This window comes from Spirosoma sp. KCTC 42546 (assembly GCF_006965485.1).
Lineage (GTDB): Bacteria > Bacteroidota > Bacteroidia > Cytophagales > Spirosomataceae > Spirosoma.
The window spans coordinates 4,237,887-4,263,043 of sequence record NZ_CP041360.1; the positions used below are offsets into that span (position 1 = coordinate 4,237,887).

Below are 25,157 nucleotides of genomic sequence, written 5' to 3' on the forward strand. Positions count from 1 at the left end.
TCGGTGCAGGGTGCAGGGTTTTCCACGCTCCGAGCCCCCCGCTCCCTGCCACACGCTACTCCGACCGCAGGGAGCGCACCGGATTCATTAACGCAGCTTTGATGCTCTGTAAGCTCACCGTTAGTAAAGTAATAAGCAATGCTCCGGTACCCGATACGGCAAAAATCCACCACGTAATTTCTGTACGATATTGGTACTTCTGAAGCCAGTTATGCAGAAAATAGTAAGCAATGGGCGTTGCGATGCCAAACCCAACAATGACCAGCACCACAAAATCTTTCGAGAGCAAACGCCATAGATTAAATACCGACGCACCCAGTACTTTGCGAACACCAATCTCTTTGGTGCGTTGCTCGGCCATATACGACGCCAGGCCGAACAAGCCCAGGCAGCTAATGAAAATGGCCAGAATGGCAAAGAATGATGCTAGTTTCCCAATCCGCTCTTCCGTGCGAAACTTAGCGGCATATTCATCATCGGCAAATTTGTATTCGAAGGGGGCCGATGGAATGAGTTTTTTGAAAACCGCTTCGATTTTTGGTAATGCATCGCTGGTACTGATGGCAGGGTTGAGTCGGATATTGATCCAGTTAGGATTCCCAAACAGACAAAAGATAGTGGGCTTGATTGGCTGGAATGGCGACTCCATGACCATGTCTTTCACAACGCCAAGCACTATAAAACTTTTTTCGACATTATCGGTCATCCACTGGCTTTTCCAGCGAATCGTTTCGCCAATGGCCGATCCAGCAGACCGATTCTGGAAGCCCATCTGTTTAGCGGCTGTTTCATTAATAATAAAGCCACTGGAATCAGAAGCAAATTCCTTCGAAAAGTTGCGTCCCGCTATAAATTGCCAGCCAACCGTTTGGGCATATTCGGGAGTGACCGATAAGGTAGCAAACTGCTCGGTCGACGCTATGGATAGGCCTTTCCACCGGAAACCATCATTTGTCGACCAAACCCCTGTAATTGGGCTTTGTGATTCTGCCACGTCGGTGACGGCACCGGTATTTTTTAGTTCGGTACGTAATAAACCGGTTTTCCCATAGAAATCGTCAGATTGCATTTGCACCATTAACAAGCCATCCCGGGAATAACCGACCGGGCGATTTTTAGCAAATTGAACCTGACGGTAAATAACAAGCGTACAGATGATCAGTGTAATCGAAACCGTAAACTGCATAACGACCAGCACCTGACGAGGCATGGACGAAAAACGCCCCATTTGTGCTTTTGCTAAACCGCCCCCTTTCAACACCTTGACCGGTTGGAAAGAGGTTAAATACAAAGCCGGATAGCTACCTGCCAGCAAACCAGTCAGCAGCACGAATCCAAAGTTAAACAGCCAGAAGTAGCCATTTTTCCAGGGGATACTCATCTGCTTGGCCGCCATATCGTTGAACCAGGGCAAGGCTGTCGTCACCATCAAAATGGCCAGCACAAAAGCCAGAAATACAACCAGAAAGGACTCACTAAAAAACTGGCCAATCAATTGAATTCGAAGCGAACCGATCGCTTTTCGAATTCCTACTTCTCTGGCGCGTTCTTCGGAACGAGCGGTTGACAAATTCATGAAATTGATACAGGCCAGCAACAACACAAAGAAGCCAATCAAGCCCACTAGCCATACGTATTGAATCGGTCCATTGCTGACCGTTCCATTTGTAAAATCGGAATACAAATGCCAGTTTCGCATGGGATTTAACCACATCTGCGGGGTAGTTGCAGCCTCCTCCTTCATGCTCTCAAGGTGCTTGATCACATTCAACTCAGAATCTTTTATACTGGCCGTAACCTTATCGAAGTCAGTATTCGGTTGAATCTCTACATAAATCCAGAGCGCATGGTTATCCCATTTTTTCTGCCTCATATAGGCATTAGTGGCCACGAAGTAATCCCAGGAAGCCAGAAACTGAGCGTTATGAAGTTCCGTATTCTGGGGTAAATCTTCGTAAACACCGGTTACACGCACATCCTTATCCGTATTGATTTTCAACAATTTACCCATCGGTTCGGCATCGCCAAACAATGCACTGGCTGTGGAAGCCGACAGTAAGATTGATTGTTGGTCCTGCAAGCCTGCCCAGGTTCCTTTGAGCATATGCAGCGTGAACATTTCGGGAGCTTCGGCCCCAATATATTGTCCTTTTTTTGTGAGCTTCTTATCGGTTGTCGACAGGATATAATCACCTGTGTGCGTAGACGTTACGATATGTTTAAAATGGCGTTTGTAGTTCGTCTTTAATTCATGAATGAATGGATAGGGTAATGTTTGCGACGTCTTGATCACGCCATGCTCAGTCTGATTTTGCATGATCTGAGCAATACGGTTGTAATTTTTATGATACGTATCAAAAGACAGTTCGTCGTATACCCACAGGCCAATGAGCATGGCTACGGCCATACCTACAGCCAGCCCTCCAATGTTGATAAACGAGTAACCCTTGTTTTTAACAAGAGTCCGAAAGGCGATTGTCAAATAATTGCGTAGCATATCAGTAGTTGTTGGGTTGGGAAATTCTCCGGAGCGCCGGGTCGTTGGCTGTCGTTTCATGATCGAGGGTCGAACATAGACTAGCACCTCCCGCCAGTATCGGCGTCGGGCTTTAGCTTCCCCTAAATTCTGCACCCATAATGCATAGCGTTCGTGCAGGTCGCCGATCACTTCCTCACGCAGGTGAGGAGCGCAGAACCAGTTCAGCAGGCGGTCAGCGAAGCGGGGCAGTTTTATAATGGATAATGAGTGTCAGTAGCTGTATTATTGGCACCAATGGCGTTATTCATTTTGCATTGTCCATTACTCATTCCGACCGTAGGGAGGTAACCGGGTTCATCAATGAGGCTTTGATCGCCTGGAAACTAACGGTTAGCAGCACAATCAACACAGCGGAAAACAAGGTTAGTATAAATACACCAACCCCAATGGCTATGCGGTAATTATAATCCTGCAACCATTTCTCCATGGCATACCAGCCTACGGGAGCGCCAATGACAAAAGCAACCAGCATAAGCTGGATAAACTCTTTGGTTAACAAGCTCACAATACTGGTTACGCTTGCTCCCAGCACTTTCCGTACGCCAATTTCTTTCGTTCGCTGTTGGGCTGTGTAGGCCGCTAATCCAAATAATCCCAGACAGGAAATAAGAATGGTCAGCCCCGCAAACAGGCCCGTTAATGAACCCGTTCGCTGTTCGTCGGCAAATTTGGCTTTGTACGACTCGTCGGCAAATGTGTACTCGAACGGGTACCCAGGGTTATATTTCTTTGCGATCATTTCGGCGAGTTCGAGATTCTTAGCCACTGTATTCGCCGGATTTAGGCGAATGCTCATCCAGTTGAGGGGAATTGATCCACCTGGCCCATGAATGATAACCGGATTGACCGGCTCATAGGGAGAGGCAAAGATGAAATCCCTGATAACGCCAATTACATGCCATTCCCGATTGTCGAACGTCAGGCGCGTACCCACTGGCTTTTTCAACTGCATTGTTTTTACGGCAGTTTCATTTAACAAAACAGCCGTTGAATCCGTTGGATACTCCCGAACATTGATCTCCCGCCCTACCAATAATTTTGTGCCCGTCGTTTTCAGAAAATCCTGATCGGCCCCAAACCGGTCAAACTCAACATCCTTATCTGCTTTTGTACTACCGGGCCACGATAACCCCCATTGGCGTGAATTTATAGTAGTAATGGGGCCCAGTGATTTGCTGGCCGAAACAGCCGCTCCACCCCGTATCAAATCCTGTTGAAATGAGCCATAAAATGTTGGCAGTTCTCCCGACATATAGGTAAACAGGAGGTTATTCTGGTCGTAGCCGCTTTCCCGATTCTGCGCATAGTTTATTTGCTGGTGAATCACTAAGGTGGCTATGATCAGCACGATAGCAAAGGTGAATTGGGCGACCACTAACCCTTTTCTGGGCGAGAATACGCTATGAATAGGTCTGAACGCGCCTTTCATCACCTTAACTGGCTGAAAATTAGCGAGAAAGAAAGCAGGGTAGCTACCGGCCAACAAACCCGTGAACAGGACAAATGCAAGGGCACAAAGCCAGAAATCAACCGTTCCTAGTGCCAGGGTTAACTGCTTATCCGTTAAGTTGTTGAAGGCAGGAATACAAAGGGCAACCACTACCAGTGCCAGCAATCCAGCGAAAAAGGTAAGCAGTACCGATTCGCTGATGAATTGCAGGACAAGCGCCGATTTTTGAGCACCCGCCACTTTACGTATGCCTACCTCTTTCGCTCGTTTTTCACTACGGGCCGTTGTGAGATTTATAAAGTTAACAGCCGCAATGAGCAGAATTAAGGCCGCTATAAGCCCAAACAATCGCACCGTAACAATCTTTCCGTCAACCAGTTGCCCATTCTCCTGCTTTGAATACAAGTGCCATTTACTGGCCGGATGAAGAAAAATCTGCCGGTTCGATACATCATTAATAACCCCCTTGAGCTGTTCCGCGGTCACACGCTTAATCTTTTCATTGACAGCCACTGGATTAACCTTGTCTCTGAGCAGGACAAACGTATAGTTGTTGTTCGAAGCCCAGCCATCGGAGTCCCAAACGGGTGTCACAAAATACGACCAGGGCAATAGGTACGATACGTTATTAAATTGGGTATTATTTGGCAAATCATCCAGAACGCCAGTCACGGAGAAACTATCCTTATGGTCAATCTGAACAATTTTACCCAACGCATCGATAGTCCCAAACAATTTTTCAGCCAGCGCCTTTGTGATAACAATGCCATTGCTTCCAGAAAGAGCCTTATCCGGATTACCCGCCATGAATGCGAAATCAAATAAATTCAGGAAAGACGGATCGACAAAGGCGCCCTCTGTGTTTATTTTTTTATCTGCCGCCGTCAATAGTAAGGTGGTAGGCCGGAATCGGGAAGCGTCCTCAATCTCTGGATAATTCTGTTTTAAGGTAGGTGCCAGTGGTTTAGGCGTTGTTCCCCAAACCTGCCGATTTCCACTAAACATATCCTGGTTATACACCTGAAAAAGCCGATCTGTTTTACTATAAAATCGGTCGTAGGTAAGCTCACTTTGAATCCACAGGAAAATAAGGGTTGAAGCCGCCATGCCAATGGCCAATCCGGCCATATTGATAAAGGCATAGCCTTTTTCCCGAACCAGATTCCTCCAGGCGATTTTCAAATAATTGCGTATCATAATAGGGCTCAAATAAGAATAAGATGGGTATTCCTTTGGTTTTCGTTTGATCATCGATGGTCGCAGGTAGGCCAGCACTTCCCGCCAGTAACGGCGTCGGGCATTGCTTTCACCCCATTGCTGAACCTGTAAGGCGTACCGTTCATGCAGGTCACCCAGGACCTCCTCCCGCCAATGGGACGCCACCAGCCAGGTTACAAGCTTATCGGGCCAACGGGGTGGGATTTTAGGCTTATTGGATTCCATATGGGTACAAGACTAGCTGGCTATTCGCTTCGCAAACTCTTAACGGGATTCACCAGGGCGGCTTTAATTGCCTGATAACTAATGGTTGCCAGGGCAATGGTGACGGATAAAACTCCTGCAACAACAAACACCCACCAGTCAACCTGAATGTGATACGCAAATTCATTGAGCCATTGATGTGTAGCCCACCAGGCCAGTGGAAAGGCTATGCCATTAGCGATCAGGACTAGTTTCAGAAAATCTTTTGACAACAGGGCCGAAAGACTCAGCACACTGGCACCCAGCACTTTGCGCACCCCAATTTCTTTGATCCGTTGTTCAGCGGCATACGTAGCCAGCCCAAAAAGCCCCAGGCAGGCAATAAAAATAGTAGCCAGCGCAACCCAGATAAGCATGGTTTCCCGGCGTTGATCGTCCAGGTAAAATCGGGCTAGCTGTTCGTCCAGAAAGTGATATTCGAGCAAATGGGTGGGGTCAATTTTGGTCAGAATGGTATTCATCTGGGCTAGCGTAGCCGGCATATCTTTTCCGTCGATTCGGGCTGTAAAGTAGTCGATGTTATGCACCGGGTTACGCTGAAAACCCAGCACCATCGGTGCAATTTTTTCACGCAACGATTGAAAATGAAAATCCTTTACAATCCCAATAACCCGCGCGTTAAAGGGTTGGTTAGCCTCATTGAGGGGCCTATAGCTCCCCTCCATAGCTCGGGCGGGGATTTCGACCCGTTGCGAAGCAGCTTCGCGGATACCGAGTTGCTTAGCGGCTGTTTCATTCAGGAGGACAGCCGTAGAATCACTCATTCCCTGAAAATTCCGCCCGTTTATAAGCTTTATAGCAAAGGTCCTGATAAAGTTTTCGTCGGCCCCAATCCAGTACGCGGTCTTGTGTTCACTGGTGTTTCCTTCGGGCCTGATTTTAACCGTTGGAATTATCTTCCACTCGCCCGGTACTCTGGACGTAACCGATACACTTTTTACTGTTGGGATCCGGCTGAATTCCGTTTTGATCGTTTCTGCCCCACTTCGTATTTTCCCGCTGTTAATATCCACCACCAGCAGTAATTCTTTAGTGAACCCCAAATCCTTGTTATTCGCAAACTGAACCTGTTGAAACAGTACAATGGTAGCGATCATCATGACCACCGAAATTGTAAATTGAAAAACAACCAGCCCTTGTCGAAACGACAGGTCCCCTTTGCTTTGCCGTTTCATCTTTGTCAGCAGCAAAAGTGGGCTAAACCGCGACAACAAAAACGCAGGATAACTGCCTGATAGTAATCCGGTAACAACAAGAGCGATCAGAGCATAAAGCCAGATTCGATAATCGCTGTGAATACCCAGTGAGAGTTCTTTGCCGGTAAACTCATTGAAGAAAGGGAGCAGTACATTAATCAGCACCACCGCCAGCAGAAACGAAAGAGATGTTACAACCAGCGATTCGGTTAGAAACTGATAGATGAGATGACTCTGAAACGCTCCATTGGCTTTCCGAACGCCAATCTCTTTCGACCGATTGGAAGCCCGGGCGGTGGCGAGGTTCATGTAATTGATGCAGGCAATGAGCAGGACAAACAGAGCCACAATGGCAAAGATTTTCACGTAGAGGAATACTCCCTGGCTCATTGCCTCGACGTTGGAGTTTCTGGCGCGGTCTATAATATGCTCAGAAAAGAGGTGCATAGCTGCCAGTGGCTGTAAGGTAAAGTTGGCCGATGTTCCGGCATCCCATTTCACGTTGGCGTTGAGTAAGTCTGTTAGTTTCGACGCTGCTACCTCAGGATCGGCCTTTTCCTTCAACAGAAAGAACGTCATGAAATTTTGTGATGCCCAGTCAGACATACTGTCCCCGAAATCCGGATCACGGCTGATGGTTGCTTCCGAAATGACCGCGTTGAAACTAAAACTCGAATTGCGGGGGTGATTTTTCAGGACAGCCGTTATCTTCAGCGGTTTACCCAACTCAAAATCCACAGTTTTACCAACAACCTGCGTGCTGTTAAACAGTCGTTGAGCTAGTTCTTCGACGATAATAATTGAGTTCGGCTCAGTCAAGCCCGACTTACCATTACCATCAATTACTTCAAAATCAAATAGTTCCAGCAAGCTTGCCGTACCAAAGGTGATTGTTTCCTGAAACGTATGCTTGTTTTCCGGGTTTGATAAATTAGCCCTTCCCGTTCGGAAAATCCGGGCTGAGTTTTCAATTTCACCAACATGTGTTTTTGCCTCTTCAGCAACCTTATAGCTAGTAGCCGCAATCAGAAGATCTTCGGAAGCTGTTTTTTTATGCTGAATAGCGCGGTAAAGCCGATTCGTTTTGCTGTGCTGCTGATCAAATGTCAGCTCATCGAAGAGATATAAGCCGATCAGCAAAAAACACGTAATCCCGAACGTCAGACCAGCTACGTTGAGAACGGTATACAGCTTGTGTCGGCTAAGCGTTCGAAAAGCAATTTTTACATAATTCCGTAGCATATCAGTATTTGTTGGAGTTGGGTATTTTTCAGCTTGTCGTTTGATCATCGATGGTCGCAGATAGGCCAGCACTTCCCGCCAGTAACGGCGTCGGGCTTGAGCCTCACCGAGTCGATGAGCCCGCAGATAATAGCGTTCATGTAAATCGCCCAGCACTTCCTCCCGCAGATGAGGAGCACAAAACCAGGTTAGTAGTCGATCGGCTAATTTTGGTGGGTTCATGATGGATAGTGTAAAATGAAAAATGGACAATGAGGTGCATCAGCTATCAATCATTATCAATAGCGTTGCTCATTATGCATTCTACATTATTCATTCCGACCGAAGGGAGCTAACCGGATTCATTAAAGCGGCTTTGATACTCTGGAAACTTACCGTTAGTAAGGCAATACCGATAGCCAACAGGCCCGCCAGGGTGAACATCCACCACTCGATGTCGATCCGGTAGGCAAATCCCTGTAGCCAACGGTTCATCGCATACCAGGCTAAGGGAGTGGCAATAACGATTGAAATCAGAACCAGTTTTACGAAATCCTGAATGAGCAATTGGACAATACCGGGTACGGAAGCGCCCATAACCTTACGGATGCCAATTTCTTTTTTACGCTGCTCGATGACAAAAGCAGACAGCGCAAATAAACCCAGACTGGCTATAACAACCGCTAATAGGGCAAACACGGAAAACAGTGTCTGGACACGTTGCTCACTCGCGTAGAAAGTGGCAAATTTGTCATCAAGAAAACTGTATTCCAGTGGACCATTTGGATTAAATGAATCCCATTGTTTTTTCAAATCACCAAGAAATCCATTCACATCGGTCGTCTTGATTTTCAATACGATACCACCGAAATTCCTTCCCAGCACCATCATAAGTGGGGCAACTTTTTGCTTTACAGACACATAATTAAAGTCCTTAGTAACCCCTATTACCTTAAATTCCTGCTGACCTGACTTAACAACGGATCGACCAATAGGATTTAAGCCAGTCCATCCTAATTCGCGAACGGCGGATTCATTAATTAATACACCCGAAATTGAATCGCTCGGAAAGTCTTTCGAAAAATTTCTCCCCTGTATAATCGGTATCCCTAATGTCCGTAGATAATCGTAGTCTATATGAAAAATATTTGCATGAATTTCTACGCCATTCGATGTTTCATTTTTAGGATGAATTTGGGTTCCATCCATCATTTCACCGCCCGGAAAATACCTCGAATTACTGGCAGCAATCACGCGACTATCCTGTAAAAGCTGCTCTTTAAAGGCTAATTGATTGGTGCCCAATAATCGGGTATCAGGCAGTGCTATTACCTGATCTTTGTCATACCCCAACTTTTTATTCTGCATATAATATAGCTGTTTGTAAACAACTATTGTGGCAATAAGTAGAACGGTAGAAATCGAAAACTGAAATACAATTAAACTACTGTGCAATGGTTTGTTTTGTGGGCTTTTCGTAAATAGTGAACCCTTTAGCGTTTTAATAATACTGAAGGATGACAGGAAGAAAGCAGGGTAAATACCGGCCAAAATCCCGGATAAAAAACTCACCAGAAACACCGTAAGAATAGCCTGATAGTTCAGGAAAAACGAGAAGCCGATTTGCCTGTTTGCCAGTTGATTGAAGAATGGTAATAGAAGAAATACCAGTAAATAAGCGCATATCATAGCAAAACTGGTCAGCAACACCGATTCGGTCAGAAACTGGATAATCAGCTGTTTTTTTACTGACCCCATTACTTTACGAACCCCAACTTCCCGGGAACGCTTTGCGGCCTGGGCAGTAGAAAGGTTTGTAAAATTAACGCAGGCTAACAGTAGAATAAACAAGGCTAGAATTAGAAAAATTACAACATACTGTATATCGCCATTGGGCTCCAATTCATATTTAGTATCAGAATACAAATGAATAGCGGTAAGTGGTTGTAACAAAAACCGAAACGTATCTACTGATTTCTGGGCTTCTGCCAGACTTATTCCCATATCGCGTTGCACCTCCGGAACCACATATTTAGCAACGAGTTGTGGGAATTTTGCCTCCAGCTTTTTGGGGTCAGCTTTATCAGTTAATTTTATATACGTGTAAAAACCAACATTACTCCATGTCGGATTTATACTATGGTGGGTGGAAAGACTGAGAAAGGCATCGAAATGAAAATGAGAGTTATCAGGTACCTTCTCAAACAAACCTGTCACTTTATAAGCCGTTTTGTTGGTACCAATAGCTATGGATTTTCCGAGTGGATCTTCATTGCCAAAATATTTGATGGCAAACGCTTTCGATAATACAATACTATTAGGTGCTACAAGCGCATCTCTGTCATATCCTTCAATCAAAGGAATTGAAAACAACTGTAGAAAATTTGAATCCGCAAATGCCAGATGAGCTTCTTTAAACTGGTTATTTTTATATTGCACATAATCACTGGCCGGTAGTAGGCGAGTCGATTCCTTTGCTTCAGGAAATGCGTTCAGGATTCCATTACCAACAGCCGCGTCTACATTTGGATAAATGGCCACATCACCGTTGCCAATAACGGATATGTTTACACGGTATATATGGTTAGCATCCGAGGGGTATTTGTCATAACTCAATTCATTATAAACAAACACAGCTATTAGCATAAAACTGGCAAGACCAATGGCTAATCCCAGAATGTTAATAATAGAAAAGGCTTTATTGGCGAGCAGATTTCGCCAGGCGATTTTAACATAGTTTTGTAGCATTTCCATAGTTGCTGGAGTTGGGTATTTTTCAGCTTGTCGTTTACTAATAGATGGCCGCATATAGGCCAGCACTTCCCGCCAGTAGCGTCGTCGGGCTTTCAACTCGCCCCATTGCTCCACCCAGAGTATGTAGCGTTCGAGTAAATCACCCAGCACTTCCTCCCGTAAGTGAGGTGCACACGCCCACTCAATGAAGCGGGTCATCCACCTGGGTGGGCCTTGAGCCGATTTTTTAGCCTTCATGCCGAGTAAGTTGTTATTACTGCCAATCCAGTAGCAAATGCGAGTCGATGCGCTCCCAAAGTCGATTACGAACAGCCCGCACCTCCTGCAGGATTTTACCACCCAAAGCAGAAACGGTAAATAGTCGTTTTCGGCGACCTCCCCGCTCGGCGGTAGCCTCTCCCAAAAAGGAACTTACATACCCTTTTTGCTCCAACCGCTGGAGGGCTGCATGTACCGCTCCTGTACTAACCGTGTTTCCCGTTTCCCGCTCCAGTTCTTCGGCAATAACCACCGAATAGGCTTTGGGGGACAGCGCAGCTACAGCCAGCAAAACCACCTCTTCAAACTCGCCTAAATCACTACGTCGCATGGGCCGAAAGTTGGGCTATTGAACACTAGAATCTGATTTCCTCTATTTCCGTATATCAAATGGTCTGCCAAAAGAGAAATAGCCGCCAATCAAGCTAGAATCGAGCTTTTTATACGGAAGGTCAATACGTCCATTGTCCGTTTCTGGACAATCCGTGTACGCATCTGGACACTGATTTGAGGTAAGGCCGTTATACTTAAACGCAAAAAGGTCGCGTGAGAACGCGACCTTCCTGTTTTACCAACTGTATTCAACTGACCTGCTTAATTGCCCACCATAAACACAGCGTTGCTAAATAGTAGCTTACCATTGTACCAGAATCCCCGGAAGAGTGGGTCATCGGCCAGATACACGATGCTACCACGGCCATAGGTTTGGACGCCCATCAGCAGGGTGTTTTTCAATTTCTCTTTGGCGTTTTTACCCGAAAAACCAGCTACGTAGTTGTCGGTTTTCAAATACCCTACATTCCACCCATCTTTCAGGAATTCAAAGTTAAAGGCATTTTGCACGAGCGAATAATACCCTCCTGTAAGCCCATAGCCCAGTGGGTGGCTTGTATCTACGTTCACCCGATAAATACTCCCTGGAATATCGTCAGAAATGGCTGCCCGCTCCCGGTTGATATAGAGTTTAAGCGAATCAACAGCACTGCTTTTTTTAGCTTTGTCCTTGTCGGCTGACTTATCTTCTTTCTCTTTCAGTTCGAAACCCTCTTTACCAGCCAGAAAAGCAGCGGCCCGCTCCATAGCAATGAGTTTCCCCCCTGCCCGTACCCACTCTTTGATCGCCGATAGGTTCTTCTCGTTCAGGAAACGCCCGTAATTGTAGTTCGTTGGCAGGATTAACACGTCTAGTTTACTCCATTCTATTGTTCCCAGCGAATTGCCATCGAGCAACGAGATCGGGTAATTCAGCTCCTGATCGAAAAAATGCCAGACTTCACCCGCCGACGGTGGTGGCGTACCATCGCCGAGCACAACACCCACGCGCGGTGCTTTCAACCCCGTTACATAATCCGAACCGAAGTCGGAACCAGTCGTTACAAAGCCCGTTTGTACGGCCACGATCTCGGCACCCGCCTGAGTGGCCGCCTGCGATACCAGCGCGCCCAGTCGATCACCAATGCGTTCGTTCCCTGTTCGGGTGATGATCAACGTGCCAGAGGGATAGGTTTTACCCTCTACTTCAAATTGTTTTTCTGCCGCTCTAACTCTGATTTTCTGCTTTAGTAAAGCTGCCAGTGTTTGTACGGCTGGCAACGACTGCCAGCGAACGAGGTAAGCATAGGCAGAGGCTGGCACAACTGCAGGAGTAGGCGCTGTTGGTGCTGTCGTGGCGGGGGTCAGGCGGGCGGGGATACCAAAGGTTTGCAATCCAAAGGCGTACGGTAGTGACCAGGCCGTAATGTCGTAGGTAGCTGAGTCTTCCAGAGCCGAATTCTGTTCAAACAGAATTTTCAGCAAGGTTGATTTGGGCTGGTATGCACTAATCACGATATCATCGGCACCCACCGAAACGGTCTTATCCGTCTTCTGCGTGGTATAATTGAACCCAGCCGCAACCGTCTGCGCTTTACCAGCGTAGCCAAAACTAATTTTATTCCGTTCCAGCAGTTGCTGCAAGGCCTTCAACCTGCCGGCATCTCCGTTCGATTTGATCACATAACTCTTGTAGGGCCCAATGGGTGTGTTGCGGGCTTTATCGAAAAACTGACCGAACTCTTTTACCACTTCAGCGGGTCGGTCGGCTACAGACTCCAAGGTGGCAATACTGGCAGTATAGTGGTGATCGATCCGCTGGCGAAGGGTTAGGGTATCGCCATCGGCTTTTTCTATAGCCAAACCGGCGCGGCCACTCCCACCCTGCTCATACGTCATACCAATAGCACCGTTGTAGGTCGGATAGGTATCGCCATAACTGGGATAAAATAAGTCAAAACGTTCCCGGGTGTAGTAGAGCCATCCATTTTTATCGAAATACCGACTGCAATACTCCCCAATCGTTTGCTGGAATTTCCGTTGGTAGGGTGTGATATCTTCGTGATAGGGCTTGGCCGACGGTGCAAAATAATAAGGGCTCTCTACACTCATTTCGTGAAAATCGCCGTGCAGTTGAGGCATCCACTGCTGATACAGCGCCATCCGTTGCTGGGTGATTTCCTGCGTTTGCCAGGCCCAGTCGCGGTTCGGATCGAAGAGGTAATGCGTGTAGCGCCCACCTGGCCAGGGTTCACTGTGCTCCCGGGCAAAAGGCGTTGGGTTCGCGTTACGCCCCAACATTTGATTGTACCAGTTCACGTAGCGATCGTGGCCATCGGGATTCAAACCGGGATCGAGAATCACGACTGTTGAGTTCATAATTTTCTGCGATACGGCATCGGAGGTATTCAGAAGCCGGTACAGTACATCCATAAATGCTTCTGAGCTTACGGCTTCGTTGCCGTGAACGTTGTAGCTGAGCCAGGCAATAGGTGGTTGGGTAGCCGACGTCGGATTCCCCTCCATTAAGCCAATCCGTTTTAGATTATTGGTCCGAATTTCTTCCAGACGTGCCATATTGGCTTCAGAACCCAGGGCCACTACCATAAGCTGTCGGCCTTCGTAGGTTGTTCCATATGGAATCAGTTTAATCCGGTTGGGCAGTTGTTTGGCTACCTGTTCGGCGTAGGCCAGTACACGATGGTGGGGGGTAAATCGGTCGCCAATCTTATAGCCAAGAAACTGAGCCGGTGATACTAAGGTAGTTGACGAAGCGGTAGGTGTTTGAGCCTGAGCAGACTCAGAGGAAACTGTCAGCGACGCGACCGTCAGAGCTGCCAGCAATAAAACGTGTTTCATGTAGGTGATGAAAAAAAATGGAAAGCTAACCTCCTCAAAAATAGCAGTAAATCGGCCACAAACCCTTTTTTTAGAAAAATTTTAGTGGAGTGTGTTGCATTTAAAAAACATTGCCTTACCTTTGCACCACGATTCGCCACCAGGGCAGCCAGAAAGCTAAACTGATGGGTCTTTTAAACAAGACGGCCGATTCGTCTAGCGGTTAGGACATCGCCCTTTCACGGCGGTAACACGGGTTCGATTCCCGTATCGGTCACTAACATTTGCAACGCGGTTGCGCAAAAAGCCTCAAAATCTCCGTATTTTGAGGCTTTTTTGTTTAGCTCTCCCGTCCTTAAAAAGGGATCAAATCGGATCAATTCGGATCAAGGTCAAAAGTTGTGGAGGGCGTTGTATTTTTCTAGGTTTGTGGTTTCACCCAAGTCTAGCTCGTTTTGGAAAGTTTCTTGCCCCTGGTCGAATACCTTTTACCTGATTTCATCCTAACCTATTACCACTTAACTCGCGTCGAATCCGCTTCCGAAGTACTTCATCTGTATCTGGAAGAGAAAACCTATGACGAGTCGGCTAAGCCAAAAGCCGAGCTGCTATCCAAGGGCTTTCTACCAGAAATCACTATTCAGGACTTCCCCATTCGAGACAAGCGCGTGTTTCTGCACATTAAACGCCGTCGGTGGCTCAATACCCAGACTCAAAAAGTGGAAACCAGGGACTGGAATCAAGTGGCAAAAGGCACGCGAATGATGACAGACTTCGCGCTTTTTTTAAACCAGATTGACGGATTCCTCCCCCCACAGTACCAATAGCCTTGGCCGTCTTTATGGGGTGGATGGCCATCAGCTGACACGGCAATACCGAATCGAGTTAAGTGAGTTTTCAACTTGGGATCAACGAACTCATGCCAAGCAGTGGCTTTTGTATCCTCAGAATCTGGGGCCGCACCTGTCGCTGGATGAAACGAGTCTATCCCAGGGCGAGCTCTATACGATTCTGACCAATAAGGCCGCCAAAGGGGGCAAGGGAAGCATCGTGGCTATTGTAGCAGGAACGAAGGCCGAAACGGTGATTGAGATCTTGCGTAAGTTGCCTGAAAACCAGCGTAAAAAGGTACAGGAGATTACCTTAGACATGGCAGGGAACATGGGGCTGATCGCTAAAAAATGTTTCCCTAAGGCTACCCAGGTAACCGACCGTTTCCATGTGCAGCAACTCGCTCTGGAGGCTGTTCAGGACATGCGCATCCACTACCGCTGGCAAGCCCTGGATGCGGAGAATGAGGCCCTTGAGCAGGCCAAGCTCAACCAGATCGACTATCAACCAGAGTTACTTTCCAATGGTGACACGGTGAAACAACTACTGGCACGTAGCCGCTATATACTTTATAAAAAGTCGATTGATTGGACTCAAAGCCAGCAGGAGCGGGCCAATCTGCTGTTTGATCGCTACCCAGATTTGAAGAGGGCTTATGAGTTGAGTCAATCCCTGAGCCACATCTTTGAGAATACCACCGACAAGCTCTACGGCTTAGCTCGGTTGGCTAAATGGCATGAAAAAGTCCGACAGGCTGGTTTCAAAGCTTTTAATACGGTAGCCCGTTCCATCCAGAACCACTACACCACTATCCTCAATTATTTTGACAACCGCAGCACGAATGCTTCGGCGGAGTCCTTTAATGCCAAGATCAAAGCCTTTCGGGCGCAGTTTAGAGGGGTGCGTAATGTGGAATTCTTCCTATATCGGCTCACTCAGTTATATGCTTAATCTAAGACGCTCCACAAATATTGTCCTTGATCCATCAATTCCAAAAGTTGTGGAGGGCGTTGTATTTATCCAGGTTTGTGCGTTTAATCAAATCTGACTGTTCTGGCAAATTGATTACCTGTCATTCAGCTTCTCTTACCCGAGTTTATTCCTAAGAGGTTCAACTTGATCTCTATCGATCGACAATCGGCAGGATGGTGGAGTTCGAAATTTTTCCATCTGAGACCATACAGTTTTTCTTTCAATTTAATACTCTCCCCTTATAATACAAACAAAATATATCAATTCACGAAATTGTGACTAACAATAGGCCTCTCTATATCATTTAAGGACTAAACTCTGGAAACAATTAGAGCTACATACAGTTTATAATACAAATAAAACATAAACTCAACACTATGAAAATCGAAGTAGAGAAAGGTCAGGACAAAACACTATTGACAGATGGCCAGCAGCAAGTAACTGTTACGGACATTGAGGAAGGCACCAGTGAATACAAAGGCATTCCATTTTTTGCCGTTCGCTTCGAAAATGATGAGGGGTATATATCCCAGCGTTTTTACCAGTCTCAGGCAGGAATGCCCGCTATTATAGGTTTGTTTGAAATGGCTGGAGTTCCCGTTGAAGCAGGAAAAGAACTGGACACAAAACAACTAATGGGTAAGGAAATGATAATTGAAGTAGGCGAACGGTCCTATACCGATCCTGAAAGCCATAATGAACGGACGTTGAAGCAAGCCGTGAATTTTTTAGTAAGCTAACTGGGATTTCGTCAGTGGTTGCTTAACAGGCATCCAAAAAATCAGCGACAAACCTTTAGTAAATAGGTTTATATTACAAACAGGCAGCTCGTCAATTGACGAGCTGCCTGTTTGTAATATAATTATTGATAGCTGGATTTCCTATCGATTATCAATCGATAGTTTATGAAAACGTGCGTCCAATCTAAATTCCAGATATATACCTGTTAAGATTCTTGACTCTGCTCCTGAGGTTCTTCAACTAGCTGTTCCTCAACAGGTTGCTCAACAATAGGTCGTATGCTAACCGTGTTGGTTCCGCTTATTTTTACCCGATATTCCCAGTCTCTTTGGGCTTTGTTGCCAAAGTATTCTTTAAGCGAAGGATGAGAAAAACTGGCTCCATGCTTCGACGTTTTCTTCCGTTCAATTGGGCAATGAATTCGCTGATCATTCGGAAGGGTTACTACGACAATTTTACCGTGTTCCCCAAAATATGAATCAACACCGGCTGGCACATTTACAATACCTTGTTTGTGACTGGCTAACTGTGCGGTGATCGTAAATGCGGGTTGACTCGGTAGATTACTCGGTGGATTGCCTGTAGACATGAGACTTGCTTATTGTGAAGCACAAAGGTATATAATAATAAAATCAGTAATTTACTATGTTGCCTAGAATTTAGAGTATAGCTTAGCTTAATTTAAGCTGAGTGTACGCTAAATTCTATTTATTTGTTCATAAGTTGACTTTATTGCCTCCTCAGGCTCATTTCTGCCACGCATCCAATAACCGACGGATCATAATAATTTCCCCCACATGATACGCCGTATGATCAGCGGTGAGCATAGCCTCGCGAAGTAAGTTTTGCCCATCCCCATGGGCAAATGGTGTGTACAGGTCGGACTGAGGGTCATTCAATAGGCCAACGAAGGCGTCGCGATCCTCCCGAACCTGATCGATTGCCTGTTGCCAGACGGCCTCATTTTCAGGAGCCTCTGCTTTCGTCCAGTACCCTGTTGGCCAGGGAGGGGATTGATGATCCGCATTCCGGGAAAATTCGAGAATATCCCATTGCACCGTTCGGATGTGGTCTACTAGCTGCCAAATACTATACGGAAGCTTGTCTGGCTTTATTCCCCGTAGCTCACCCGGTAACTCGTTTACGGCATTGTCGAATGACTGATGGGCATTACTACCGGTTAATAAGCTAATTAGTTGCTGGCGGACGGCTACGTCCTGATCGGCACTAACTTGATTGGGTTGGGCCATGATGATTGACGTCGGTTCTGTTAAAGACTACCTGTAATGATCGCTGATTGTTATGTTTTTTTATGATTTTACGAACCGTAACATAAACGATACGTCTTTGTTAATGATCCCAACGAGCAATTATGAAAGCAATCATTATAACCCAACCCGGTGGCAGTACTGTACTCCAATTTCAGGAACGGCCTGTTCCACAACCCGAACATGGTCAAGTCCTGATTCGGGTACGGGCGGCTGGCGTCAATAGAAGTGATATTCTTCTGAGACAAGGTGGCTATGGCATGAATCCGGCAGGGCAGATTCCAGGTCTTGAAGTAGCGGGAACTGTTGAGGCATGCGGCCCCACTAGCAGCCGTTGGCAGATTGGCGACCAACTTTGCGCGCTCATCAGCGGGGGTGGTTATGCTGAATATGTAGCCGTTGATGAACGCCATTGCCTGCCTATTCCACCAAGTCTATCCTTTGTTGAAGCAGCTTCACTCCCTGAAACTGTTCTGACAGTCTGGTCAACGGTTTTTCAGTGGGCGCACCTGACATCGGGAGAAAATTTTCTGGTGCATGGTGGTAGCAGTGGCATTGGTGTTACCGCCATTCAGTTAGCAAAAGCGTTCGGTGCCCATGCCTATGCAACCGCAGGCAGCGATGAAAAATGTACGGCCTGCGAGCAGCTTGGTGCAGTAAAATGTATCAACTATAAACTAGAAGATTTTGAGCAGGCGCTGCAGGAAGTACAATTAAACGTCGTTCTGGATATGGTTGGCGGTGATTACACGCCTAAAAACCTCCGCCTACTGGCTACCGACGGACGACTGATGTTTATCAATGCCATGCAGGGCGCCGATAGTCAGATCCACATTCCAACGCTGATGCAGAAGCGTATAACGATCAGCGGCAGTATGCTCAAACCACGAGATGCCAATTTCAAAGCAGCGCTAACGACCGAAGTTGAACAGCAGGTTTGGCCATTGGTAGCAGATGGGCGATTAAAACCGATTGTCTACCGTACCTTTCCCCTTTCAGAAGCCGCACAGGCTCAAGAACTCATGACTGGCAGTGACCATATCGGCAAAATCATCCTTGAAATTCAATAAACAGCTCCCCCATTATGGCCACTACGTTTCTGACTGCTGAATGGCGAAACTTAATCTTTGCGAATTACGCCCTCGACCGTCAGGTGCTTGAACCTCTCCTTCCCTATGGAACCGAACTGGACGAGTTCAATGGCGTTTACTACGGAAGCCTCGTAGGCTTTTATTTTCAACATGTGAAACTGTTCGGGCGGGTTTCTGTGCCTTTTCATCGGCAATTTGAAGAATTCAATCTCCGATTTTATGTCCGACGAAAATCCCCAACGGGCTGGAAGCGAGGGGTCGTCTTTGTTAAAGAACTCGTTCCCAAACTTGCCATTACGCTAGTGGCGAACACACTGTATGGCGAACCCTACGAAACGCATCCTATGCGCCACCGCTGGGACATTCAGGAGAAAACCCAGCAGATCGACTATGAGTGGAAAGTCGGTTCTGCGTGGAATCATATCCGGGTAAGCGCCGACCGTACCGGCCACCCCCTAACCCCTGAAAGCGAAGAAGCGTTCATCACCGAACACTACTGGGGCTATACGAGACGTGGAGACGGTCGACGTCATGGACCCGGACGTACCTCGGAATACGAAGTTGTTCACCCACCCTGGAACATTTATCCCGTAACGGATTTTAGTGTTCTGTGCGATGTAGAAAAACTTTACGGCGCTAGGTTCGCGCCTTTTTTTGAGCACCCTCCAGCATCCGTTTTTCTGGCCGACGGATCGGCGGTGAGTATACAATCAGGCTCGGAAATTCGGTGAAAAATGGAGAAAAATACTTGTTTAAACGCAGAAAAATGACTATCTTTCGTATAGATAATCAGACAGTTAATCAACATGACTACTCAACAAACACCTGCTGTAAACCCCTCATTTCCAAGCCCGGAGAATTTCCTGAATGACATTGAAAATTGCCTCAGCCTATACACTCTCAATGTGCTAAAAGACCGGTTGGTTAGTCAATATCGGATCAATCCAACGATCGACACAGAGGCCTATGATTCTATCTGGAAAGCCATGCACCGGAAGTCATGGAAACTTAAAGGCAAGTGGAATAAATCCAGCCATCGCTTCCTGTCTGTAGCCTAGCCACTCGGCTAACACATGCGCTCAGGTTCTCGCTTGGCTACGCCGACCAGGCTGGCGTACCAGTGAATTCTATTTCTTCAAGGGCCTCTGGCCCGTTTTTGACGTAATCTGCTTTTCTCCGGCCAGAGGCCATTAAAACAATAGCCCTTACTCGGCATAGCCAAGCGAGAACATGTGAATGGCCAACTTTCCCTACTTGACAAGCCAGACCTGTTGCGTGAAGGCACCATTGATCGCAGCATCCCACACCTCAACCCGCATCCAGGTTCTATTTTTGAGATTAGTGGTCAACGTGAGTGTCTGCTTGCCAAACGGAAGCGTGTTCATCAGGTCAATACGTTCGCGATAGACCTGGTTGCCATCTCCCGATATGATTTCGGCAAACGTTAACGGGAATGTCCAGTTTACGGTTAACGAAATGGTCGCTTTTCCATCCGCAGAGAGCTTTAGCGTTTCTCCTGCCCCTTTTCCATTGACCGAGAACGTGGGGAGCATGACCTCACCCGTTGTTACGAAGAATTTACCCTGTTTCATCACATCCAGAATTGGCTGCCAGCCCTGACTGTAGTCTGGCAATTTATCCAACTGGAGATAGTTGACATTCAGGTGGGCGTAGGTTTCATTCTCCGGCTCCATCGAAAAAATGTCGGATTCCGCAATCACGTGCTTTTTTAATCCCCAGTTAGCCATATCGTCCATCAGATCCAGTACGCGCCGACTTAACCGCGGCTCCGACAGATCCGCAGGAATATTTTTCCAGGCAGCTCCAAAAAAGTGGTCGGATTTATAAAAATCTTCGTCTTTGTATTGATCCGGAAATCCAGTCGAACCCTTCGTGCGGGCATGCGCTGTCCAGGCCAAACCATTCTCGGCCTCAAGAAGCTTCAACATGTCGTTTTTATCAGCAATGCGATACACTTTTCCGTAGGTCGGATCGTCCGTAACGAACGGCATCTCGGGTTTACGGGACATGATCCAGTACACTGGCTTCGGGAAAAAGTCCAGCCAGTGCCCCCCGAAAAAGTTATTCGGCTCTTCGCCCGGAAGTAATAGAAAGTTGTTGTCTGATAGTCGTTTACATTCACTGAACAAAGTTTTTAGTTCCAGCAGGCGTTGATCATCGGGCCCTTTGGGATGGCCGGGGCCATGAAACTCTGCCAGGTGCACAATATTGACGCCCGCGTTCTTGAACACGTTCACGAAGTTTGGCACCTTCGGTACGGGCTTTCCGGCCAGCACCGTGTTCATAACGTGTTCATTATGAAAGTGGCTCGACATAGTTTTGTAGCCAGGCAGCACGGGGTATTTATCGTTATGGGTGAAGCGTTTTACCTCGTCTAGCACTTGGGCTGGTTTATTGGTGCTGAGCAGGCAAAAGAAGTTTAACCGCTGCTGGGTTTTAGGGGGTGCATTCACCCAGGGAACCCAGCGCCTGTCGCCCATCAGGTCCTGCCGAATACCGATGCCAAACGCAGGTACCAAACTCCGGTAGTTAGTACCATACCAGGTAAAATCCAGATTATAGGCTTCATCCAGCGGGTAAAAATATTGATGGGGGGCAGGAAATACCGCCAGACTACCCTGGTTATTGGCCCCGATAATTGTCCGGTATTTCACCGCCTGAGCTTTGTTGGGTTGGTTCAGGTCGGCCGTTACGCTTTGCATCTGGTTATCAGTATCCGACCAGGCAATGTTCGTCCAAACCGGCTGTTTAGTCACCAGACCGGCATCATAGAGAATGGCCGTAGAATCCACCTCTGTGGCCATCACCGCGGCCACATTAAACAGGGGACTTCCATTATAAACCGTAATTTCAAGCGCACCTTTGAAGGTAGCGGCTTCCACCTCCGAGAGTCTGACTACGGTTCGGGAGCCAATGGTTTTGACACTGGCAGTCCGTTTGGACAATTCAACGGCGTACGATTTGTGGGGTAGTTTGTTCGTTTTATCGAAGAAGATATTCCAGCCATTTTGGGAAATTAAATCCCGTTTACCAATCGTCAGCACGAAAGCGGGGTCGAGCGCGCTGGCTATCTCACTAAATTTTCCCTGTTGAGATAGCTGAATGCTATTGAACAGGGGCTTTTGGGCATCAAGATTAAGGATCAATTTAGCCGTCTCTTTTCCATTGGCGAGCCAGCTAACAAGCAGGTTATTTCCCTGAGTGGTTACATTGGTGCCGTTTTTTTTCTGATAACCCGATAAATCCACGGGTACCTGCGCGTAAACGCCTGAGCAAATCAGCACCAGTAAGGCTACTAATTGATTCTTCATAAACCCTCTTCGTTATGAACCTCATAAGTGGGTTGCTCGGAGAATCTAATGCCGTGGAGCTGTAGAAATGGGGTATTAGGAGGTTAGTAGGTTAGTAGGCAACCTATTTATTCAATATGGCCACCTGCTTAGAGGCAAAATCTACCACAGTCAGTAAAATCAGACGGCACAGGCCGCCCTGCGCCAAAGCGGCAACTTTTACGTTTCGTTAACATTCTTTTACTAGCCCGCCAACACATCTCAGCACAAAGACTGGTAGGTTTACGGTCTGTCGTTGCGGCCGTCCGCGGCTGCGGTTGACATTCGTTGGTATCAAAAAAGGAAAAAGGATGAACTACTCCCCCGTATATGTTTTGTTCTGGATGGTTGTTTTTTGCACTTCCTGTGGACAAAACCAAACAAACTCACCAATAAATACTATCAAGTCCGAAATTAAAGACATCGGGCCTAACATAATGGTTCGCAATATAAAAAAAGGCAGAAATGGCACCATTTTGATTGCTGGCCCGAACAACTCATCATTTGGTGATGTTTTTCGATACGACCCTTCCAGGGCCGGGGAAAAATCGTTTACTAATCTGACAAGTAGACTAGGCCAGCATATATTCTGGGATGTGCTGGAAGATCGACGAGGGAATCTTTGGTTCGCTTCTACTGATTCAGGCGTTTATTATGACAACGGGAAATCCATTCAACATTTCACTACCACGGAAGGACTTGCCAATAATCGAGTTACGTCTGTTTATGAAGATAAAGCCGGCATTATTTGGTTCGGCACTGGAGGTGGAGTAAGCCGTTACGATGGGAAATCGTTTCGAAATTTCACTTCTCCGAACACTCCGCTTTTTTTTAAAGAAGGGCATTGGAATGATGATATTCATACAATCCTTGAAGATAAAACAGGGAAATTGTGGGTTGGCACAAGGGGCGACGCCTTTGTTTATGACGGGAAAAAATTTACCACGTTAACCCATAAAGGTGAACCCTTTCTCGACGTTTGGGCTATACTGGAAGATAGCAAAGGGGCTATTTGGCTCAGCGGTTACAATGGCTTTAAAGGAGGCCATCGACCCGGTGGGCTCTATCGCTATGACGGCAGTACCTTTACTAAGGTATCGGAGAGAGGTGCTTATGCTATAATCCAGGATAAAAAAGGAAACATCTGGACTACGGGTCCTGTAAATCCAGCTAATTGGACTGTCCAGGCACTTTCCCGTTATGATGCAACGTCCTTATATAGTACTAAGCCCACGGTAACCGAAATAATTTCAGGAAAGGCTTTTCTGGGACTTTTGGAAGCTAATGATGGAAGTATTTGGTTTGGCGATGCGACCGGAGTGTATCGTTATGATGGAAAGACCATCACGGACTTTTATAATAAAGAGGGTCAGAAAAAATATATCATCGATACGAAGCAAAGTGCTATAATCTGGAAAGGTTCCAGGTTACTTGGTGGATGGGAAGGTCCTACGTTAGTTAGTGATGGTTCCAGTACAGGAGACGTCGATATAGTAAAAGGAGAATTGTTGATCGAAAACCGTCAGCTGCAGGGTGGTGCAGTTGAAGTCGACATGAATACCATTGAACAAAAGTTTGATGATCAACGTCCACACAATAAATTACCTGCATTTTTTGATGTCAAAAAATTCCCTGTTTCAACCTTTGTCATTACGAAGGTTGAAACAGGGAATGATGGACATACAAAAGTTCCAACTGATGGAAGTATAAGAGTTAATGAAGGAAATATAAAAGTTACAGGGAACCTGACCCTTGAAGGTATCACGAAGGCAGTTACGTTTCCAGCCAAAATGCAATTTAAGGACGGAATGGACGGAACTGTCGAGGTGAATGGTACGCTGATCCTTGATCGAACAGATTGGGGTACCGATTATGGATCAGAAAAGTACTTTTATCAGTCTGGTGATGCAATTTTGGACGACGTTAAACTCTATATGAAAATCGTAGCCAAAAAATAACATCTGAATCCATTAGACTTCAACATGATCAGATCATGTCATTCCGTTGCAAGAGCTTTTAGATTTTCGAAATTTTGTAAAAAATTAAGCAGAAAAAGGGGTTCTGCGTGCAGCCACGCAAAAGAGCATACAGACGGTTCCGAAAAGAAAGTAATACCCGGCTGATTTCATTTGACTTAAATTTCAGGATCCTGTGGGTAAATGGTCCATACCTGATTGGCACCAGCTGTTTTCTTCGCCAGAACTACTTTCGCATTCACGGTTCCGGCGTCGGATGGGGTTAAATACAGATCGCTCCCTTTGAGCTTGATTCGATAGGTATCTTTCCCCGTACGAAGAAATTCGTATTCCTGATTTGCCTGCAACGAAACCAACGGTTGTTGTTCTAAACTGATGCCCTCCGTTGGAGTGGCTGCGATGGGTTGCAGCGTTTTGTTCGTGAATAAATTGCGTAGCTGATACGTTTCGCCTTCTACGTGATTAAAATCCCAGGTTACGCATTTCCAGTTAACAGGCGAATAGGAAACAATGGGCGTTCCGTTTGCTTTTCTAGCATCCTGCACCCGAAGCACCAGGCCCGTCTGCGTGTTTTTGATCGCATAGGTTCCTCTAATCACCTGAGCAAAACTCGCTTTAGTCAACACGGTTAAGCCAATGACTATCAACCCAATCAATTTTGTTTTCATCGTTGCATGAGGGAATTAGTTGAACAAAAAACAAAGTAAGCAAGAAGGACGAAACGCTACGGTATCCAGCCCTCAAAAGTCCAGTTCACGGTATGAGAATGCCCAGTATTTTAAGGATACTTTCATGAATGTAGCGCGCCCATCAACCTATCTGTTTGTTCAGAAAGTAGTATTCTGTCGAGAAAGATTCCAACAGTCAGTAGCCCACTG

Annotated in this window: 17 protein-coding genes and 1 tRNA gene; 8 read left to right on the forward strand and 10 right to left on the reverse strand. The window is 46.5% G+C overall.

What is annotated here, in order from left to right; genetic code table 11:
* Positions 1-55: 55 nt before the first annotated feature.
* The 6 genes from EXU85_RS17305 to EXU85_RS17330 all read right to left on the reverse strand — a co-directional run bounded on the left by EXU85_RS17305 (position 56) and on the right by EXU85_RS17330 (position 14,071).
* Positions 56-2,668 (reverse strand): ABC transporter permease, encoded by a 2,613-nt coding sequence (locus tag EXU85_RS17305; protein ID WP_246859595.1) that lies wholly within the window; start codon positions 2,666-2,668, stop codon positions 56-58.
* A gap of 136 nt (positions 2,669-2,804) precedes the next feature.
* Positions 2,805-5,432, reverse strand: a complete 2,628-nt coding sequence (locus tag EXU85_RS17310; RefSeq protein ID WP_142773285.1) for an ABC transporter permease — start codon at positions 5,430-5,432, stop codon at positions 2,805-2,807.
* A 20-nt stretch (positions 5,433-5,452) separates the two neighbouring features.
* Positions 5,453-8,131, reverse strand: coding sequence for a permease prefix domain 2-containing transporter (locus EXU85_RS17315; protein WP_142773286.1), 2,679 nt, complete (start codon positions 8,129-8,131; stop codon positions 5,453-5,455).
* 90 nt (positions 8,132-8,221) lie between these two features.
* A complete protein-coding gene (locus EXU85_RS17320) occupies positions 8,222-10,879 on the reverse strand; it encodes an ABC transporter permease (protein WP_142773287.1) in 2,658 nt (885 codons plus the stop codon).
* Positions 10,880-10,895: 16 nt separating this feature from the next.
* Positions 10,896-11,231 carry a PadR family transcriptional regulator gene (locus EXU85_RS17325; protein ID WP_142773288.1) on the reverse strand — a complete coding sequence of 112 codons (336 nt, stop codon included), beginning with the start codon at positions 11,229-11,231 and terminating at the stop codon, positions 10,896-10,898.
* A 263-nt stretch (positions 11,232-11,494) separates the two neighbouring features.
* Positions 11,495-14,071 (reverse strand): M14 metallopeptidase family protein, encoded by a 2,577-nt coding sequence (locus tag EXU85_RS17330; RefSeq protein ID WP_142773289.1) that lies wholly within the window; start codon positions 14,069-14,071, stop codon positions 11,495-11,497.
* Between the two features lie 184 nt (positions 14,072-14,255).
* On the opposite strand from EXU85_RS17330, the gene EXU85_RS17335 reads away from it, so the two are divergent.
* The 4 genes from EXU85_RS17335 (at position 14,256) to EXU85_RS17350 (ending at position 16,593) form a co-directional block, all read left to right on the forward strand.
* Positions 14,256-14,327 (forward strand) — tRNA-Glu (locus EXU85_RS17335).
* 178 nt (positions 14,328-14,505) lie between these two features.
* Positions 14,506-14,877: a transposase family protein gene (locus EXU85_RS17340; RefSeq protein ID WP_142773290.1), complete on the forward strand. Its 372-nt coding sequence runs from the start codon at positions 14,506-14,508 to the stop codon at positions 14,875-14,877.
* Positions 14,878-14,911: 34 nt separating this feature from the next.
* A complete protein-coding gene (locus EXU85_RS17345; RefSeq protein WP_256366049.1) occupies positions 14,912-15,832 on the forward strand; it encodes a transposase in 921 nt (306 codons plus the stop codon).
* A 398-nt stretch (positions 15,833-16,230) separates the two neighbouring features.
* Complete coding sequence (locus EXU85_RS17350; RefSeq protein WP_142773292.1) at positions 16,231-16,593, forward strand: hypothetical protein; 363 nt, start codon at positions 16,231-16,233, stop codon at positions 16,591-16,593.
* A gap of 206 nt (positions 16,594-16,799) precedes the next feature.
* On the opposite strand, the gene EXU85_RS17355 is transcribed toward EXU85_RS17350, so the two are convergent.
* Positions 16,800-17,183 (reverse strand): hypothetical protein, encoded by a 384-nt coding sequence (locus EXU85_RS17355; RefSeq protein ID WP_142773293.1) that lies wholly within the window; start codon positions 17,181-17,183, stop codon positions 16,800-16,802.
* Positions 17,184-17,340: 157 nt separating this feature from the next.
* Positions 17,341-17,844, reverse strand: coding sequence for a DinB family protein (locus tag EXU85_RS17360; protein WP_142773294.1), 504 nt, complete (start codon positions 17,842-17,844; stop codon positions 17,341-17,343).
* Between the two features lie 122 nt (positions 17,845-17,966).
* On the opposite strand from EXU85_RS17360, the gene EXU85_RS17365 reads away from it, so the two are divergent.
* The 3 genes from EXU85_RS17365 (at position 17,967) to EXU85_RS17375 (ending at position 20,011) form a co-directional block, all read left to right on the forward strand.
* Positions 17,967-18,932: an NAD(P)H-quinone oxidoreductase gene (locus tag EXU85_RS17365; RefSeq protein WP_142773295.1), complete on the forward strand. Its 966-nt coding sequence runs from the start codon at positions 17,967-17,969 to the stop codon at positions 18,930-18,932.
* A gap of 14 nt (positions 18,933-18,946) precedes the next feature.
* Complete coding sequence (locus EXU85_RS17370; RefSeq protein WP_142773296.1) at positions 18,947-19,684, forward strand: YqjF family protein; 738 nt, start codon at positions 18,947-18,949, stop codon at positions 19,682-19,684.
* Between the two features lie 75 nt (positions 19,685-19,759).
* Positions 19,760-20,011 (forward strand): hypothetical protein, encoded by a 252-nt coding sequence (locus tag EXU85_RS17375; protein WP_142773297.1) that lies wholly within the window; start codon positions 19,760-19,762, stop codon positions 20,009-20,011.
* A 192-nt stretch (positions 20,012-20,203) separates the two neighbouring features.
* Here the strand turns inward: EXU85_RS17375 and EXU85_RS17380 are convergent, their stop codons facing one another.
* Entirely contained in the window at positions 20,204-22,285 is a 2,082-nt protein-coding gene (locus EXU85_RS17380; RefSeq protein WP_142773298.1) for a hypothetical protein, read from the reverse strand.
* A 329-nt stretch (positions 22,286-22,614) separates the two neighbouring features.
* Between EXU85_RS17380 and EXU85_RS17385 the strand changes: the two genes are divergently transcribed.
* Positions 22,615-24,261: a two-component regulator propeller domain-containing protein gene (locus EXU85_RS17385; protein ID WP_142773299.1), complete on the forward strand. Its 1,647-nt coding sequence runs from the start codon at positions 22,615-22,617 to the stop codon at positions 24,259-24,261.
* Positions 24,262-24,437: 176 nt separating this feature from the next.
* Here the strand turns inward: EXU85_RS17385 and EXU85_RS17390 are convergent, their stop codons facing one another.
* Entirely contained in the window at positions 24,438-24,947 is a 510-nt protein-coding gene (locus EXU85_RS17390; RefSeq protein WP_142773300.1) for an RICIN domain-containing protein, read from the reverse strand.
* Positions 24,948-25,157: the final 210 nt, after the last annotated feature.